This is a genomic window from Streptomyces clavifer (assembly GCF_036345975.1).
In the GTDB taxonomy this organism is placed as follows: domain Bacteria; phylum Actinomycetota; class Actinomycetes; order Streptomycetales; family Streptomycetaceae; genus Streptomyces; species Streptomyces clavifer.
Genome location: NZ_CP107793.1, coordinates 6,434,009 through 6,451,139, shown reverse-complemented (window position 1 = coordinate 6,451,139; position 17,131 = coordinate 6,434,009). Strand labels below are relative to the sequence as shown.

The following is a 17,131-nucleotide window of genomic DNA, read 5'->3' as shown; positions in this document are numbered from 1 at the left end:
CCCTGGCCCGGATCGCCTGCCAGGTCTCAGACAGGACCTCCGGTCCAGGCCCTGACCCCAGAGAAACAGAGGCCATTCCAGGCGAAATTCTTATCGCTCATTGTCGCGATGCCCTCGCTTACGCAACGTCCTTGCGATATCGATATCTTGCTGGAGTGCACTGAGGCGTAGAGGTGTCCTCGAGTCGTCCAAGACAACGACGTGAAGGCGATCGCCGACCTGTGGTGGACGAGTATCAGCGGAGCGCCACGACGGGTGCTTCACCTGGTCAATGAATCCAGTAGCACCGGATTCGGCCACGTCGACTTGTGAACCGACCGAGGCCACGGCCGTGATGATCACGTCGACCTCCTGATGATTTACCATGTTCCAGCGGGGACCATGACCCCTGCTTCACTCTCCCTCTCCGACGAGATCTAGAATCAGTAAACCTCCGAGATGATCGAACCTCGACTCAGTGCCTTTACCGATTCCCCAGCAAGAAAGACCCTGGCCGTGCCGGGAGGGTCGAAAAAGTCGACGCTGCTTCCGTACCGCTCGATTGCCTTGAGAGTGATGAGTGAGTCGGCGGAAACCTCTTCAGCGCCATCTGGCCCCAACGTCTGACCGACACGGGCGATGCCGCTGATACATCTTGCAGTACACACACCTCCCTGGTCACTGGAACGCTCAACCTCATAAATTTGCAGCCTACTAGGTTCGGCCATACTTGTACGCCTCCGCGACGAATTGTGATATCTGGTCTGGTGAAAGCTTCGGCACATCCCATTCCAGAGCATCAGTTATGCCGCCGATGCTTCGCACCTTGGGGATGTGTATTCCCATTTCTGCGAGAATACTTGACGCCGCCCCCGAGGGGAGCTCGACACTGGCGAGCTTGGCAAGCTGCGATGCGGGCAGGCCCACAGCGATCTCCGCTTCGGCTCGAATGACACCTCGTTCAAGCGGTATCCCCTCCAGGGCGCCGCGCGGGAAGAGCTGAACGATTCCTTCGCCGAATTGATCTGAATGCCTGGCAAATAGGGTAGCAACGCCAGGATCTGTCGACGTAGGAGTGTAACCCGAGGCTTGAGTCCCATCGCTGGCATCGTATCCGCGAGTGGTGCCACGGAAGAGATGCTCCTCCTCGGGGCAACCGAAAAGACCATAAGGGTCGATCCATGCATGAGGATTCGAAACGTAAGCCACTGGATTGGGTGCCGGTGCGAGCCCAAGCGGGTCGGGTGTTAGATATCGAGCCGTTTCCGGATCATAATAGCGGTGGAAATTATAATGGAGAGCGGTCTCTGGATCGAAATATTGTCCAGGGAAACGGAGTGGCGTGTAAGCGGAGCTATCAACTGGCCAGGAAGTCACGCCCCAAAGACTGCTGCGCGCGCGCCAAGCCTGGACCCCTGCTTCATCTATCAGCTCACTCGGGCCGCCGACCAGATCGGCAACAATCGCAAAAAAACGCTCGTCAATAACTTTCTGTGACGAGCCCGGTGCAAGAACACGTTCCTCTTGGCTCATTGGATGCAAGCCATCATGGGACCACGTCAATGCAACCGAGTTGGACAGCGAATCAGTCCTGGTGATTTGTTCGCAGAGGGTGGCACCATCCCAAGTGAAGGTGGTCTGCTCCAGGACGCCGTGCCCGTCCTCACTCATACGCTGTTTGGCTGTCCGACGGCCCAGAGCGTCGTACCTGTACCGCCATGTAACGCGGTCGGGTGAGGTCGCCGAGCACATGCGGTTCTCGGCATCCCACTCGAAGCGCCACGTCTGAGGTTTGCGCGAGATACGAGTCTTACGGCGGACGGTGATGCGACCGAGTGCATCGTGTTCGTAGTGGACATTTCCTGCGCGAGCGATTTTGGTGCCGGAATATATACGAGAACCTGTCGCGTCCTGGCCAGGATGCACTGTCGGCCAGGAGGCTTCGGTCTGGTTGCCTGCATGGTCGTAGGCGTAGCGTTCCGTCCAGCCCGCTGCCTGGACGGTGGTGATGCGGCCGACTGCATCGAGCTCGAAGGTTTTGGTGCCGGATAGTTGGTCGGCAAGCCCGGTCAGGTGCCCGTCGGCGCGGTAGGTGTAGTCGCGGCGTTGGATGCTGCGGCCTGCTCCGGTGACCTGCTGGGTGCTGAGGCGGCCCATGGTGTCGAACTGTGAGGTCAGGCTGACGCTGTCGCCGATGTGGCGGGCGGTCTCCTGGCCTGCCGCGTCGTGTTCGAAGGTGAGGACGCGACCCGAAGTGGTGAGTGAGGTGCGCCGTCCTGCCGCGTCATACGTCCAGGTGCTGACCGCACCGCTGGGGGTCGTGCGGCCGGTGCGGCGTCCGAGCCGGTCGTACTCGTACGTCATCGTCCGGCCGTTGACGGTCTCGGAGACGAGGCGCCCGTAGCGGTCGCGTAGGTAGGTGAGGGTGGCATCCGCGTTGACGGCCTCGGCGAGCTGGTCGGAGAGGTCGTAGGCGAAGGTGGTGACGGCTCCTGCGGCGTCCTTGGAGACGATCCGGTCCAGTTCGTCCCGCTCGTAGCGGGTGGTCTGGCCGAGGGCGTCGGTGCGTGCCGTGAGGCGCCCTGCCATGTCGCGGTCGTAGGCCAGGGTGCGGTTGTCGAAGTCGGTCTCGGATATGAGGTGTCCGGCTGCGTCGTAGCTGTAGTTCCAGGTCAGTCCCTGGGGGTTGAGGACCTGGGTGAGGCGGAGTTCGTGGTCGTGGGCGAATTCGTAGCGCACGCCGTCCGGGCCGGTGCGGGCGGTCATGAGGTCGAAGTGGGTGTACTCGAATCGGGAGACAGCGCCCAGGGCATCGGTATGGGTGAGGCAGTTTCCCTCGCCGTCGTACGTCCAGGACTGTGTCGTGCCGTCCGCGTCGGTGCGCCGGGACAGTTTGCCCTCGACCGTCCATTCGAGGCAGGTGACCGCGCCGAGCGGGTCGGTGAGGGTGACCGGGCGCCCGAACGCGTCCCGGGCGACCTGGGTGGTGGCGCCGAGCGGGTCGGTCACCCTGAGCGGCAGACCGGCCTGGTCGCTGCGGATGTGGGTCGTGTCGCCCAGTGCGTCCGTCACGGAGGTCGCGTGGCCGGCCTCGTTGTAGATGGTGCGTGTCACCGCGCCGGAGGGGTCGGTGACGGCAAGGCGGTTGCCACGTTCGTCGTACTCCTGACGGACCACGGTCCGATCCGGATTGGTGACGCGGACCGGCAGCCGGAAATCGTTGTATTCCACCGACAGTTCCCGGCCGTCCGGGCGGACCGCGGAGGTCACCTGCCCTGACTCGTCGTACGCGAAGCGGTTGGTCCGGCCGAGTGGGTCCGTGCGGGACAGCAGGCGGTTGTAGCGGTCGCGTTCGAAGCGGGTGGTCGCCCCCAACGGGTCGATCTCTGCGGCCACCTGGTGGCTGTCGTTGATGACGTAGCGGTGGACGGCTCCACTGCTGCTGGTGACGGTCGTGACGCGCATCCCGCTCTCGGGATCAATGCCGTCGTAATCCAGGCGCAGCGCCATGTGGCCTGCCGCGCCGCCTTCGGCAATGCACCGGTCCCGGCCGTCGTAGGCATAGTCGTACCGGCTGTCGTTGGTGTCGGTCCAGGAGGTGACCCGGCCACGGTCGTCGTAGGCGAACCGGAGCGGGAGCCCTGAGGAGTTGATGACTTCGGTGAGGTGACCGTCGGTGTAGCGGTAGCGGAGGATCTCCTGGTCCGAACCGTCCGGGGCTGCTCCTGCGAGGTGGAGTGCGGTGATCCTGCCCTCGCTTGTGGTGAGCTTCAGGTGATAGCCGCCACCGTGGACGATCCCGGCTGGTGCTCCGGTCTCGTCGTACTCGAACTGGATCCAGTTGCCGTTGCGGTCGTCGATCTGCACCAGAAGCGCGAGGTCCCCAGTGCGCGGGCTGAAGTGCCGTATTCGGCCGTTGTCCGGATCGGTGATCGTGTAGTCCCCGGCAGTATCCACATCGAGGGGCCAGCGCGGGCCATGGCTCGGCGTGACCGGCACACCCGGCGCGGGGTGCGGATAGGACAGCAGCAGACCGTCCTCACACACGAGGACGATGCCCTGGGAGTCGATCTCCAGCCGCTGGTCGGCCGTGGAGGACCAGGAGGGCCCGAACCACCGCCCCGCACGGTAGTCGGAAGCGACCCGGCGGCGGAAGACCAACGGGAGTGTCCCCGGCAGTGCGATGTCCGTCTGCGGCAGATACATCGTTCCGGTTGCCAGATCGACCGGGTCCGTGGGGTCCTTCTCCACCCCCTTGTCGGGCTTCGAGGACTTCGCCGGATCGTCGACGCCCTTGCGGGCGGCGCTCTCCGCCCCGTCCTTCAGCCCGTGGCGAGCCAGACCCTTGAGGACGCCGCCGCCCTTGGTGCCGACCAGTTCGGGGAGCAGCCGCCCGATGAATTCGGAGGGGTCTCCCTTGGCGGCCCCCCAGGCGTTCTTGAGTGCCCGGTCGGGGTTGGCGGCGGTGGAGACGAGGCCCGCGAGCGTGGTGTTGACGCCCTTGTAGTACTCGGCCGGGTGCGTCAGGTTGTACGGGTCCAGCGGGTACACCGAGCGGACGAAATTCAGCAGCCCCGCGGTGCCCTTGATGACACCGCCACCGACGTGGGCCAGCTCGATGCTCTGGCCGACCCCGTAGTCGTAGAACTCCTGCTTCGCCTTGTCCAGACCGGTGGGCTCCTTCGGAGCGTGCGCCATCGCCGCGGTGACCGCGCCCTTGGCCGCCTCGGCGGCCTCGTTGCGTGCCCGCCGGGCACGCTCCAGGATCTCCTGCGCATGCCGGCGCTTGACCACGCCCGGATCGGAGAACTTCCCAGGATGCGGGAGCGGATGGTCGGTGTTGCGGACGGCGTTGTACGCCTCCGCCTTCTCCTTGAACGCGGCAGCAGCCGTCACGCGGTCCTGCTTGCCCTCCTTGTAGAGGGCGATCGCCTCACCGGCCTTGCTCTGCGCGCTCGTGACCGTCCCGGCGTACGTCTCCAGCGCCGCGGCGGCATCCTCGAACGCATCCGCCGCCCGTAGCCAGTCGGTGGGCAGGGTCTGGAACTTCTCCCGGAAGGTGTCGGCGGCCACACCCTTCCAGTGGGCGGAGTCGAGCCTCTTCATCCCGCCGCCGACGAGATCGAAGGCGCGCTGGAAGTCCCGGAGGTTCTTGACCGCAGCGGCGATCTTCTCCGGCCTGCCGTGGATCAGCTCGTTCGCTTCTTCGGTCTGCCCGAGCTGCTGCTCGCCGACCTCCGCACCCAGCGAGGAAGCGGTCTCGTCCCCCCAGTCCTCGACCGCGTCCGCCCACTGGTCGGCACCGACCTTCTCCAACCCGGAGCCGAGCGCATCGGTGCCCTTGTCGATCCCCGTGCCGACGATTTCCTTGCCCTTGTCGACCAGATTACCGGCCCCGTCGTAAAGGTCCCCGCCGAGCTTCCCCCAGTCCACCATCAGTTGCCCTGCCCCCACCGCGGCTGCTCAGCCTGATCGATCGTCTCCTGCGACGGGTCGAGGTGATCCTTCAGCCGCTCATCCACTGCCGCCCGCACCTCCGGGTCGAGCACTCCGTTGCGCTCCATGGAGTCGAGCGCGGCGTCCTCGGCGTCGTAAGCGGTGTCCTGCCAGGTCTGCTTCACCTCGCCATGAGCCTCGGTCATCGACTCCCAGCTCCAGTCCGGATTGTCGTACGCGGTCTGCTTACTGATCGTGTCCCAGCTCATCGTCTTGACCTCGTCCTCGGACAGATGCGGATTCCCGTTCAGGGAGTTCACACCGACCTTGAACGAGTCCTTGATGTACTGCTCCTGCTCCACGAAGGAACCCGCCGACAACCCGACCCCGAGCGCGAACCCGTTCCCCTTCTGCGTCAGGGCCCGCACACCCCACTCCCAGCGGTCACAGAACGTCTCGAACTCCGACGTCAGCCCGCCGTGCCCCAGCTCCAGCCCCGAAAGAGCAAGGTCCGAGAAACCCCGCCCTGTCGACGCCTGGCCGATGAACCCGAGCTCCTTCAACTCGGCGTGCGCCAGATCGATCCCCTTCGCGATCGCGGCCAACGCCGCGGCCGGGGCCTGAAGGTCAGCGCTCTCCCCGCTCACCGCATCCCCCCGAGATCCACCGCAACCGCATCCGGCACAATCCCCGCCACCGGCGGGAACAACATCCCGCCGTCCTCACTCCCCGCATCCAGCGCCACCCCCGCCGGACCCGGCAGCAACGGCACCATCACATCCAACAACCGCGCACCCAACACCGTCTGGTACACCCACTCCCGCTCGGCGTCCCCACGTGCCCACGCAAACCGGGACAGCGCCTCCTCGTCCGAGAACGCACAGATCCAGCGCACACCGTTCTGCTCCGCAGACCACAAATCCCCATGGGCATCCAGCGGAACCAACACCGCCGTACGCCGGAACTCACCCAACAACACAGCAAACTCACGCCGAGCCGCCGCCGTCGGATCACCCTCGGTCTCAACCGGTGCGGCTACAGGCGTCAGCCTCGACGGCGCGCCCGCCAGGTCCGCCAGCCGTGAGCGTCTCTGCTGCTGCTCCGGTATCCCATCCCCACCCGTACTCATGCGCAGGATCATCACACGTACAAATTTCCAGGTGCAATGCGCTCTGTCCTGCTGGCCGAAAAGCCGATGAAGGTTACCCCCGCGCAGAGTTCGCCTCAAGGCTCATGGTTCGGCTCCCGAGCTTCGTGGATCGGGACGGGTCGACTCACCCGTTCGTACTTTCCGACCGTTTGAGTAACGGCTTGCAGGACGCGGGGGCGCGGGTCGGTGAAGGCCGGCGAGTTACCGCAAGAGGGTTCGCTGTCCGCCCCGCCGCTGGACCGTCGAGAGAGCGTAAGGCCGGCTCATGATGCCGCTCATCGGGCCGCCCCTCTCCGAAACATCAGTTCAGCGCCTCCGCCGGAGCACGCCCGGCAAGGGCGTCCTCCGGCAGCGGGTCGCGGGAGCGGCGCTTGGCGATCACCGCGCAGACCATCAGCTGCATCTGGTGGAACAGCATCAGCGGCAGCACCGCGAGGCTCGCGTGTGCGCCGAACAGGACACTCGCCATCGGCAGCCCGGCCGCCAGGCTCTTCTTCGAGCCGGCGAACTGGATGGCGATCCGGTCCTCCCGGCCGAAGCCGAGCCGCTTCGCCCCGTACCAGCTCAGCGCGAGCATCAGCGCGAGCAGGACCGCCTCCGCGGCGAGCAGGGCGCCGAGCCGGAGCGGGGTGACCTGGTGCCATATCCCGGCGACCATGCCGGCGCTGAACGCGGTGTACACGACGAGCAGGATCGAGCCCCGGTCGACCAGGCCGAGCACCTTGCGGTGGCGGGTGATGAATCCCCCGATCCAGCGCCGCAGCAGCTGCCCGGCGAGGAACGGAACCAGCAGCTGAAGGACGATCTTCACCAGGGAGTCGGCCGAGAAGCCCGCCGCACCGCCGCCGAGCAGCAGGGCGGCCAGCAGCGGGGTGAGCAGGATGCCGGCGAGGCTGGAGAAGGAGCCCGCGCAGATCGCGGCGGGGACGTTGCCCCGGGCCATCGAGGTGAAGGCGATCGAGGACTGGATCGTCGAGGGGACCAGGCAGAGGAAGAGGAGGCCCTCCTGGAGCTGCGGGGTCAGCACGTACGGCACGAGGCCCCGGCTCGCGAGTCCGAGAACCGGGAACGCGATGAAGGTGCAGGCCAGGACGGTGAGGTGGAGCCGCCAGTGCTTCAGCCCGTCGAGCGCGTCGCGGGTCGAGAGCCGTGCCCCGTAGAGGAAGAAGAGCAGGGCGACCGCTCCGGTCGACGCCCCTCCCGCGACATCGGCGGCCGCACCCGAGGCGGGCAGCAGCGCCGCGAGCACGACCGTGCCGATCAACGCCAGGATGTACGGGTCGACCGGCAGCCAGGACGGCAGCTTCGGGATGAGACGGCTGGTGCGGCGGTTCATGTGTTCCGTGCTCTCTCGGTGCGGTCGTGGCCTCCCCATCCTGCGCCCGATCCGCGCGATCGGGAATCAGGCATACCGTTCTCACTGTCATCATGGTTCGCGATAACGTCGGCGCATGTACGACCCCGTCCAGCTCCGCACCTTCCTCGCCGTCGCCCAGACCCTGAGCTTCACGCAGGCGGCCCGCCGCCTCGGTGTCCGCCAGTCCACGGTCAGCCAGCACGTGCGCCGGCTGGAGGCCGCGGCCGGCCGGCAGCTGTTCAGCCGGGACACGCACCGGGTCGATCTCACCGAGGACGGTGAGGCGATGCTCGGCTTCGCCCGCACGATCCTGCGGGCCAACGAGCGGGCGACCGCCTTCTTCACCGGCACCCGGCTGCGCGGCCGGCTCCGCTTCGGAGTCTCCGAGGACTTCGTCCTGACCCGGCTGCCGGAGATCCTCGAGTCCTTCCGCCGCGACCACCCCGAGGTCGAGCTGGAGCTGACCGTGGAGCTGTCCGGGACGCTGCACCAGCAGCTCGCCGCGGGACGGCTCGACCTGGTGCTCGCCAAACGCCGCTCCGGGGACACCCACGGCGAGCTGGTGTGGCGGGACACGCTGGTCTGGATCGGCGCCCCCCGGCTCCGGATCGCCCCCGGGCGACCACTGCCGCTGATCGTCTTCCCGCCGCCGGGCCTCACCCGGGCACGCGCGCTGGAGGTGCTGGAGGAGCACGGGAGGCCCTGGCGGATCGCGTGTACGAGTGGCAGCCTGAGCGGACTCGTCGCGGCGGCCCGGGCGGGCCTGGGGGTGATGGCGCACACCCGTGGCCTGGTCCCGCCGGAGCTGGTGCCCGTGCCCGAGAAGGCGGGCCTGCCGGAGCTCGGGGCGGTGGACTTCGTCCTGCTGCACGGGCGGCGCAGGGAAGCCGCGCAGGAGGCGGCCGACGCCTTGGCCTCGGCGATCCTGGCAGGCGGCGACCGGTTGCACCGCGGGCCCGATACGCCTCCGGGCCCGGCGCCCGCGTAAGCGCTGCGTACAGATTCGGTGGAGATTCCCGCGCGAGCTACTTACCCGGTGGTCAGAAGTCCGCCCGAGCCCGGCCCATCTGGCCCGATTTCTGTGGCCGGCCTGTTCGGATGCCTCGATTTCAGGAGGCTTCGGACTCTCCCGCCGCTCCACTGGTTGGGGTAGCGTCGCGGCGCCGTGCGGAGCGCCACAAGGAGCAGGTCATTGCGCGAGTTCACTGTCCCACCCATGGCCGCCGCCCCTCAAGTCGGCGGCCTCGCCGACACCGTCTTCGACTACGCGGAGGACGATCCGCACCGGATCACCCTCGGCCGCAAGGACGCGGACGGCCAGTGGCACGACGTCACCGCGGCCGCCTTCCGCGACGAGGTGCTCGCCCTGGCCAAGGGGCTCATCGCGCAGGGGGTCCGGTTCGGCGACCGGGTCGGCCTGATGTCACGCACCCGGTACGAGTGGACGCTCTTCGACTTCGCCCTCTGGACGGTGGGCGCGCAGTCCGTGCCCGTCTACCCGACGTCGTCGGCCGAGCAGGTCCTGTGGATGCTCCACGACGCCGAGGTCGCGGCCGTCATGGTCGAGCACGAGGACCATGCGATGACGATCGGTTCCGTGATCGACCGGCTGCCGAACCTGAAGCGCCTCTGGCAGCTGGACGCCGACGCGGTGACCGAGCTCGTCGAAGCCGGCGCGCAGATCGACGACGAGGTGGTGCACCGCCACAGGCGTGCCGTGACCCCCGACTCGGTGGCCACGCTGATCTACACCTCCGGCACGACGGGGCGCCCCAAGGGCTGCGTGATCACCCACGCCAACTTCATGTTCGAGTCCGACACCATGGTCGCCCGCTGGGCGCCGGTGTTCCGCTCCAGGCCCGGCGACGAGACCGCGACGCTGCTCTTCCTGCCGCTCGCCCACGTCTTCGGCCGCATGGTGGAGGTCGCGGCGCTGCGGGGCCGGGTGAAGCTGGGCCACCAGCCGGAGCTGTCCGCGAAGGCGCTGATGCCGGACCTGGTGTCGTTCCGCCCGAGCTTCATCCTCGCGGTGCCGTACATCTTCGAGAAGGTCTTCAACGGTGCGCGGCGCAAGGCGGAGGTGGAGGGCCGCCTCGGACCGTTCGACAAGTCCGTCGAGGTCGCGGTGAAGTACGCGGAGGCGATGGAGGAGCGGGCCTTCGGCACGGGGCCCGGGCCCTCCGCTGGGCTGCGGATGCAGCACCAGTTCTTCGACAAGGTCGTCTACCGCAAGGTCCGCGACGCCATGGGCGGCCGGGTCCGGCACGCGATGTCGGGCGGTTCCGGCATGGCCCGGCGGCTGGGCCTGTTCTTCGAGGGCGCGGGCGTCACGGTCTACGAGGGGTACGGACTCACCGAGACGACCGCCGCCGCGACGGCCAATCCGCCCGAGCGCACCCGCTACGGCACGGTCGGGCTGCCGATCCCCGGAACCAGCGTGCACATCGCGCGGGACGGCGAGGTGTGGGTGCACGGCGCCAACGTGTTCTCCGGATACCTGGGCGACCCCGGGGCCACGGACGCCGTGCTGCGCGACGGCTGGCTGGCCACCGGTGACCTGGGTGCGCTCGACGAGGACGGCTATCTGACCATCACCGGGCGCAAGAAGGAGATCCTGGTGACGTCCGGCGGCAAGAGCGTCTCACCGGCCGGACTGGAGGAGCGGGTGCGCGCGCATCCGCTGGTGGCGCAGTGCATCGCCGTCGGCAACGACCGGCCCTACATCGCCGCGCTGGTGACCGTGGACCAGGAATCGGTGGACCACTGGCTCGCCATACAGGGCCGGGCGCCGATGCCCGTCGCCGACCTGGTGCGCGACCCCGACCTGGAGATGGAGGTCCGGCGGGCGGTGGTGGCCGCGAACACGGCGGTGTCGCAGGCGGAGTCCATCCGGACGTTCCGGATCCTGGCGCATCCGTTCAGCGAGGAGCACGGTCTGCTGACGCCGTCGCTGAAGCTGAAGCGGAAGGCGATCGAGACGGCGTACGCCGCCGAGGTCGACGCCCTCTACCACTGATCCCGCACTCCGGGCAGGGCCACCGGCCCCTTCGACCGCTGATCCGGGCCTCCTGGACGCAGAGCCGTCCCCTTGCCGCTGAGCCGGGCACCTCCGTCCCCGGGCGGTCCGCTCCACGGAGGGCGACCCCTCCACGGCCGAGCCGGCCGGGATACGCTTCCTGACGAAGCGTCACGCACGTGCTCCTTTCCGCCTCATTCTTCCGTTCACCGGTTCGCCGCAGGTGGGAATGCGTAGGCTGCGTTGATCGTTCCTCCGGAAGAACCGACCGACAACGTAAGGATCAACTGCTCGTGAGCCAGGTCCCTTCCCTCACCCTGAACAACGGCCTCGAGATGCCGCAGCTCGGCTTCGGTGTCTGGCAGGTCCCGGATGACGAGGCCTCGAAGGCCGTGGCCACCGCCATCGAGGCCGGGTACCGGAGCATCGACACCGCCGCGGTCTACGGCAACGAGGCGGGCACCGGAAAGGGCATCGCGGCATCCGGCGTGGAGCGTGACGAGCTGTTCGTCACCACCAAGGTGTGGAACGCCGACCAGGGCTACGACTCGACCCTGCGCGCCTTCGACACCTCGCTGGACCTGCTGGGCCTGGACCACGTCGACCTCTACCTGATCCACTGGCCGCTGCCGGCCAAGGACGCCTACGTCGACACGTACAAGGCCCTGGAGAAGATCCACGCCGACGGCCGCGCGAAGTCGATCGGTGTGTCGAACTTCCTCCCGGAGCACCTGGAGCGCCTGATGGGCGAGACCTCCGTCGTCCCCGCGGTCAACCAGATCGAGCTGCACCCGCAGTTCCAGCAGGCGGAGTCCCGCGCCTTCCACGCCCGGCACGGCATCGTCACGGAGGCCTGGTCGCCGCTGGGACAGGGCAAGGGCCTGACGGTCCCGACCGTCGTCGCGATCGCGCACAAGCACGGCAGGACCCCCGCCCAGGTGGTGCTCCGCTGGCACCTCCAGACGGGCCACGTCGCGATCCCGAAGTCCGTGACCCCGTCGCGGATCGTGGAGAACATCGGTGTGTTCGGCTTCGAGCTCGACGCCGACGACCTGGCCGCGCTCGCCGCGCTCGACGAGGGCAAGCGCATCGGCGCCGACCCGCGCGAGTTCAGCGCCGGCGCCTGACCGCCCCGGGCACGCCGAAGAGGAACCGGAGCGTGAGCGGGGACATGTTGCCCGTCGTCGAGGCGGGTTCGTACCGCCTGCGCAATGTGAGCAGCGAACTGCTGCTGGAGGTGTACGGCGGGGCCAGGGGCAGCGGGGCCAACGTCCAGCAGGGCGAGGACGACGGCACCGCCGCCCAGCACTGGCGACTCGCACCCGTGCACGAGGGCGCCGCGCTGTACCACCTGGTCAACGTGAACAGCGACAAGCGGCTGGACGTCGCCGGCGCCTCCACGGAGAACGGCGCGAACGTCCAGCAGTGGAAGGCCAACAACTTCGGTGCACAGGAGTGGCTGATCGAGCAGCATCCCGAGTCACCGGGCACGGTGACCCTGGTCAGCTTCGTCAGCGGACTCGTCCTGGAGGTCGCCGACGGGTCGGCCGAGGACGGTGCCAATGTGTGGCAGTGGGAGGACACCGACTCCCCCGCCCAGTGGTGGCGGCTGGAGCGGGTGACTGATCCCTGACGGGCGGGCCCGCGATCCGTCGGGCGGCCGGGCGGCCGCCTCGTCGCCGCCCGGCGCATCCTCGCCGGTTCAGCGCTGCCGGGCGACGACTGTCCGCGCCGGGGCGCCACCCACCCGCGCTTCGTGGCGGATCCGCGCGGCTCGGCGCGAGGGGGCGCCGCTACGTCGCGCCGTGCCCCGCCGCGACGGCCTCCACCCGTCCGGCGAGCGTCAGGTCCTTCTGCGTGACCGCGCCGCCCGCGTCGTGGCTGTTCACGGCGAGACGCACGGTGTTGTAGCCGAGCGTCAGATCCGAGTGGTGGTTGAGCTCGTCCTGGATCTGCGCCACGTGGACGGTCAGCCCCGCGGCGGCGAAGTGGGAGGGCAGCCGGTAGGTACGAGTGATCCGGTCCCCCTCCAGCTGCCAGCCGGGCAGCTCACGCAGCCCGGACTCGACGTCGTGCGCGGACAGCGGTTCAGCGGGCATGCGGCGCTCCTGCCGGGATCGGTGTGATCAGCACTGCCGGCGACGTTACGGTCTGGGTATGACAACTGTCGCGCTTGACACGGGGGTAGGTCCACTACTGCGCGGCTGGCGGGAACAACGGCGCATCAGCCAGCTGGAGCTGGCCCTGCGCGCGGACTCCTCGGCCCGGCACATCTCGTTCATCGAGACGGGCCGTGCGCGTCCGAGCGAGCAGATGATCCTGCGGCTGGCCGACCACCTCGACATCCCGGTCCGGGAACGCAACGCACTGCTGGTGGTCGCCGGTTACGCGCCGCGGTTCACGGAGACGTCCCTCGCCGACCCCGCGATGGGCGCACTGCGCGAGGCCATGGAGCGGCTGCTGGCCGGCTACGAGCCGTATCCGGCCCTCGTCGTCGATGCCACGTACACGGTGGTGGCCGCCAACCGGGGGATCCAGCTCCTGCTGGAAGGGGTGTCCGGACATCTGCTGTCCCCTGCGCCGAACGCCATGCGGCTCACCCTGCACCCGGAGGGTCTGGCCCCGCGGATCCTGAACCTGCCGGAGTGGCGGGCCGATCTGCTGGCCCAGATGGAGCGCCAGATCGCCCTGGTCCGCTCCCCCGAGCTGCGCTCCCTGTACGAGGAGGTCGCCGCATACCCCGTACCCGAACCGCCTCCGGGGGACCCGGCCACGACGGCGGTGGGCGGGGGCGGTGTTCCCTCGCTCGCGCTGCCGCTGCAGATCCTGCACGACGGTCAGGTGCTGTCTTTCATCGCGTCCATCGCGACGTTCAACACGCCGATGGACATCACGGTGGCCGAGCTCGCCATCGAGACCTTCCTGCCGGCCGACCGCGCCACCGCCGACCGGCTGCACGCGCTCATGCCGTGACGGGCGGGCGGGTCCAGGGAGCGTCGTCGCGGGCCAGCAGGGTCGCGGCCGTGCTCGCGGCGGCCAGGACCGCCACGGCGAGCACCAGCGGCAGTCTCGGAGACCCGTTGAGCACGGCCAGCGCACCGGCGTACGCGCCGGCCAGCATGGCGACGGCGGCGAGGCCCCGGCGTCCGATCCGGCTGCCCCGCCCCTTGGCGAGCCGGCTGTCGGCGACGATCCCCGTGATGGTGAGGGTCAGCACGGTGGTCTTGAGGTCGGGTACGGCGAGCGCGCGGGCGGCGGCGTTCTGTACGCCCAGTCCGAGGGCCAGCAGCGCGATGAGCGTGAAGCGCACGGCGCCGGTGTACGGCTGTCCCGAGACGAAGGCGACGATCATGGCGGCCGTGACGAACGCCGTCTCGACGAGCAGCGCGTGCTGCAGTTGCCTGCCCCGATGGGCGCGGACCCGGTGCACGGCCCGTCCGCCGAGCAGTGCCCCGGCCGCGAAGGAGACGAGGGCGACGACCGAGGCGAGCAGGGAGAAACCCGACGCCCCGGCGAAGGCGAAGCCCATGAAGATGACGTTGCCGGTCATGTTGGCGACGAAGACGTGGCCCAGGAGCAGGTAGCTGAACGCGTCGACCAGCCCGGTGACCACGGTCAGCGCCAGCATCACCGGCGGCAGCGGCCCGTGCGGGCCGGCCATGTCGGGCACGAGGGTGGCCCGGGCCTCTCTCAGGACGACAGGCATGGGCGGCACACTCCGATCGCCGGACATGGTCGGGACATGGCCCGGATTGTGCCGCAGCCGGGCGTCCGTGACGTCCGTACTCGCCGGGCGGGACAGGATTGCCTGCCCCCGCCCGGCGGCACGGACCGGAGCCCGCTACACCCGCGCCCCGTTGTCGTGCGGATCCCGCTGCGCCCGCGGGGACCCTGCCTTGCGTCCCGGCGCACGCTTGCGGGCCGGCGGCGGGGCCTTGCTGCTCCTCTCCAGGAGGAGCGCCCCCGGTACGGCGGTCATCACCGAGGAGTACGTGCCCACGCAGATGCCGATGAGGAGGGCGAGCGCGAAGTCCGCGAGCGAGTCACCACCCAGCACGGCGAGGGCGACCAGGATGAACAGGGCGCCCATCCCGGTGTTCACGGTGCGTGGCACGGTCTGCAGGACGGCGCGGTTGGCCACGTCGGCGACCGGTGTGCGGGGGCGCTTGGCCCACAGTTCCCGCACCCGGTCGAAGACCACCACCGAGTCGTTGACGGAGTAGCCGATGACGGTGAGCAGCGCGGCGAGGAAGATCCCGTCGACGGTACGGCCGAGCCAGGCGAACGCGCCGACCAGGACGATGACGTCGTGCACGAGCGCTCCGACCGAGGCCACGGCGAACGTCCAGCGGAAGCGGACCGCCAGGTAGGCGAGCTGCACGAACACGGCGACGCCCAGGGCGATCAGCGCGTTGCGCCGCAGTTCGTCCCCGAGGCTGGGACCGATCAGCTCGTCCCGCACCTTGGTGGTCTCGCCCCCTTCCTCGGCCAGTGCGGACCGCAGGGCGTGTTCGCCGTCGTTGTCCAGCTTTCCGGTACGTACGGAGAGGTCGCCGTCGCCCGCGGTGGTGACCTCGGCGTCATCGAACCCCGCGGCGGCGATGGTGGTGCGGGCGGTGTCCACGTCGACGGGGCGGCTGGTGGAGTACTCGACGAGCCGGCCGCCGGTGAATTCGACGCCGAGGTTCACGCCGCGCACGAAGATGCCGAGCACCGCGACGGCGACGAGCGCGGTGGAGACCAGCAGCCAGCGGCGCGGCGACCGGAACAGCTGCGGATCGCGCGCGTTCAGCCAGGTGCGGACGCGGCCGGGCCTGGCGATGCCGTTGATGCCCCGGTAGTCGCTGACGAACCGGGAGCGCGCCGCGATCTCGGTGAGCGCACGGGCGATGACGAGCGCGGAGAACATCGAGGCGATGACACCGATGGCGAGGGTGACACCGAAGCCCTTGACCGGTCCCGAGCCGAGGAAGAAGAGCAGCCCGGCCGCGATGAGGGTCGTCACGTTGGAGTCGGCGACGGCGCTCCAGGCGTTGCGGAATCCGGCGGTCAGCGCGGAGATCAGCGAACGGTTCGGATGCTCCGCACTCTCCTCGCGGGCCCGCTCGAAGACAAGGACGTTCGCATCGACCGCCATTCCGATGGCCAGGACGAATCCGGCGAGCCCCGGCAGGGTCAGCGTGACGCCGAGGACGACGAGTGCGGCGTACGAGATCACCCCGTAGGCGGCGAGGGCGAGCGCGGCGAGCGCGCCGAAGAGGCGGTACATGAAGGTGATGAAGAGCGCCGTGGCCGCGGCGCCGATGAGGGCGGCCTGGGCGCTGGCGTCGATGGCGGCCGCGCCGAGCGTCGGGCCGACGGTCCGCTGCTCGACGATCTCCACGGGTACGGGGAGCGCACCGCCCTTGATGAGCAGGGCGAGGTCGCGTGCCTCGTCGGCACTGAACGAACCGGTGATCTGGGTGGACCCGGACGGCAGACCGACCTTGCAGCCTACCGACGGGTCGACCTGCGGCGAGGAGATGACCTTCCCGTCGAGGACGATCGCCACGCGGCGCCGTTCGTCCTGGGCCGGGTTGCACGCGGCGTCCCCGGTCAGATCGGTCCACTTCTTGCCCGCGTCCTTGTGGAAGTCGAGCGCGACGCTCCACCCCGTGCCCTGCTGGGCGTCGAAGCTCGCGGTGGCGTCCTTCACACCGGCGCCGGAGAGCTGCACCGGGCCGAGGTCGAGGAGGCCGCCCTGCTCGTCGGGGAGCGTCGGGCCGTCCTGTGGCGCGGCGTCCCCCTCTTCTTCCGTCTTCTCCTCGGTCCCCGGGCCCTGGACCGCGTGGAAGCTCAGCTGGGCCGTCTTGCCGATGACGTCCGCGGCCTGGCGCGGATCCTGCACGTCGGGCAGTTCGACGATGATCCGGTCCTCGCCGGAGCGGGTCAGCGTCGGTTCGGAGACACCGAGGGAGTCGATGCGCTGGCGGAGCACCTCCAGGGTGCGGTCGGTGCTCTCCCGGTCCGCCTTCGCGGTGTCCGAGTCCTTGGCCTGCAGCACCATTCGGGTGCCGCCCTGAAGGTCCAGGCCGAGTCTGGGTGACATGGTCAGCGTGATGAACACGGAGACGAGCAGCACGGCGGCAGCCAGAACTGCCCGCACCGTGGTGGCGCGAGTCATGGGTTTCCTCCGAGGGGGCGCCGTCCGCCC

Annotated in this window: 12 protein-coding genes; 5 read left to right on the top strand and 7 right to left on the bottom strand. The window is 68.9% G+C overall.

The features are described from left to right. Window positions 1-693 precede the first annotated feature (693 nt). From OG927_RS28000 to OG927_RS27985, 4 genes are all read right to left on the bottom strand, one after another. Window positions 694-5,415, bottom strand: a complete 4,722-nt coding sequence (locus OG927_RS28000; protein WP_330320972.1) for a putative T7SS-secreted protein — start codon at window positions 5,413-5,415, stop codon at window positions 694-696. Beyond that, complete coding sequence (locus OG927_RS27995) at window positions 5,415-6,062, bottom strand: hypothetical protein (protein WP_056792258.1); 648 nt, start codon at window positions 6,060-6,062, stop codon at window positions 5,415-5,417. The genes OG927_RS28000 and OG927_RS27995 overlap by 1 nt, the downstream gene beginning before the upstream one ends. Continuing rightward, window positions 6,059-6,544: an SseB family protein gene (locus tag OG927_RS27990; RefSeq protein WP_199862713.1), complete on the bottom strand. Its 486-nt coding sequence runs from the start codon at window positions 6,542-6,544 to the stop codon at window positions 6,059-6,061. The genes OG927_RS27995 and OG927_RS27990 overlap by 4 nt, the downstream gene beginning before the upstream one ends. A 322-nt stretch (window positions 6,545-6,866) precedes the next feature. Next, window positions 6,867-7,901 carry a bile acid:sodium symporter family protein gene (locus OG927_RS27985; RefSeq protein WP_209469354.1) on the bottom strand — a complete coding sequence of 345 codons (1,035 nt, stop codon included), beginning with the start codon at window positions 7,899-7,901 and terminating at the stop codon, window positions 6,867-6,869. Window positions 7,902-8,016: 115 nt separating this feature from the next. Between OG927_RS27985 and OG927_RS27980 the strand changes: the two genes are divergently transcribed. From OG927_RS27980 to OG927_RS27965, 4 genes are all read left to right on the top strand, one after another. Beyond that, on the top strand, window positions 8,017-8,910 hold the full coding sequence (locus OG927_RS27980; protein WP_124280616.1) for a LysR substrate-binding domain-containing protein: 894 nt from the start codon (window positions 8,017-8,019) through the stop codon (window positions 8,908-8,910). 228 nt (window positions 8,911-9,138) lie between these two features. Next, on the top strand, window positions 9,139-10,938 hold the full coding sequence (locus tag OG927_RS27975; protein WP_056792255.1) for an AMP-dependent synthetase/ligase: 1,800 nt from the start codon (window positions 9,139-9,141) through the stop codon (window positions 10,936-10,938). A gap of 293 nt (window positions 10,939-11,231) precedes the next feature. Then, window positions 11,232-12,065, top strand: coding sequence for an aldo/keto reductase (locus OG927_RS27970; protein ID WP_209469355.1), 834 nt, complete (start codon window positions 11,232-11,234; stop codon window positions 12,063-12,065). A 32-nt stretch (window positions 12,066-12,097) separates the two neighbouring features. Further along, the gene (locus OG927_RS27965) at window positions 12,098-12,571 is read left to right on the top strand and encodes an RICIN domain-containing protein (protein WP_209469356.1); all 474 of its coding nucleotides are present in this window, start codon (window positions 12,098-12,100) and stop codon (window positions 12,569-12,571) included. A 160-nt stretch (window positions 12,572-12,731) separates the two neighbouring features. Here OG927_RS27965 and OG927_RS27960 read toward each other — a convergent pair whose 3' ends face one another. Further along, a complete protein-coding gene (locus OG927_RS27960; protein ID WP_056792252.1) occupies window positions 12,732-13,037 on the bottom strand; it encodes a 4a-hydroxytetrahydrobiopterin dehydratase in 306 nt (101 codons plus the stop codon). Window positions 13,038-13,095: 58 nt separating this feature from the next. Between OG927_RS27960 and OG927_RS27955 the strand changes: the two genes are divergently transcribed. Beyond that, on the top strand, window positions 13,096-13,911 hold the full coding sequence (locus tag OG927_RS27955; protein ID WP_330320971.1) for a helix-turn-helix domain-containing protein: 816 nt from the start codon (window positions 13,096-13,098) through the stop codon (window positions 13,909-13,911). Here the strand turns inward: OG927_RS27955 and OG927_RS27950 are convergent. Both OG927_RS27950 and secD read right to left on the bottom strand, forming a co-directional pair. Then, a complete protein-coding gene (locus tag OG927_RS27950) occupies window positions 13,901-14,644 on the bottom strand; it encodes a YoaK family protein (protein ID WP_056792250.1) in 744 nt (247 codons plus the stop codon). The genes OG927_RS27955 and OG927_RS27950 overlap by 11 nt on opposite strands. 135 nt (window positions 14,645-14,779) lie before the next feature. Beyond that, window positions 14,780-17,101 (bottom strand): protein translocase subunit SecD, encoded by a 2,322-nt coding sequence (gene secD / locus OG927_RS27945; RefSeq protein WP_330320970.1) that lies wholly within the window; start codon window positions 17,099-17,101, stop codon window positions 14,780-14,782. Between the last annotated feature and the right edge of the window lie 30 nt (window positions 17,102-17,131).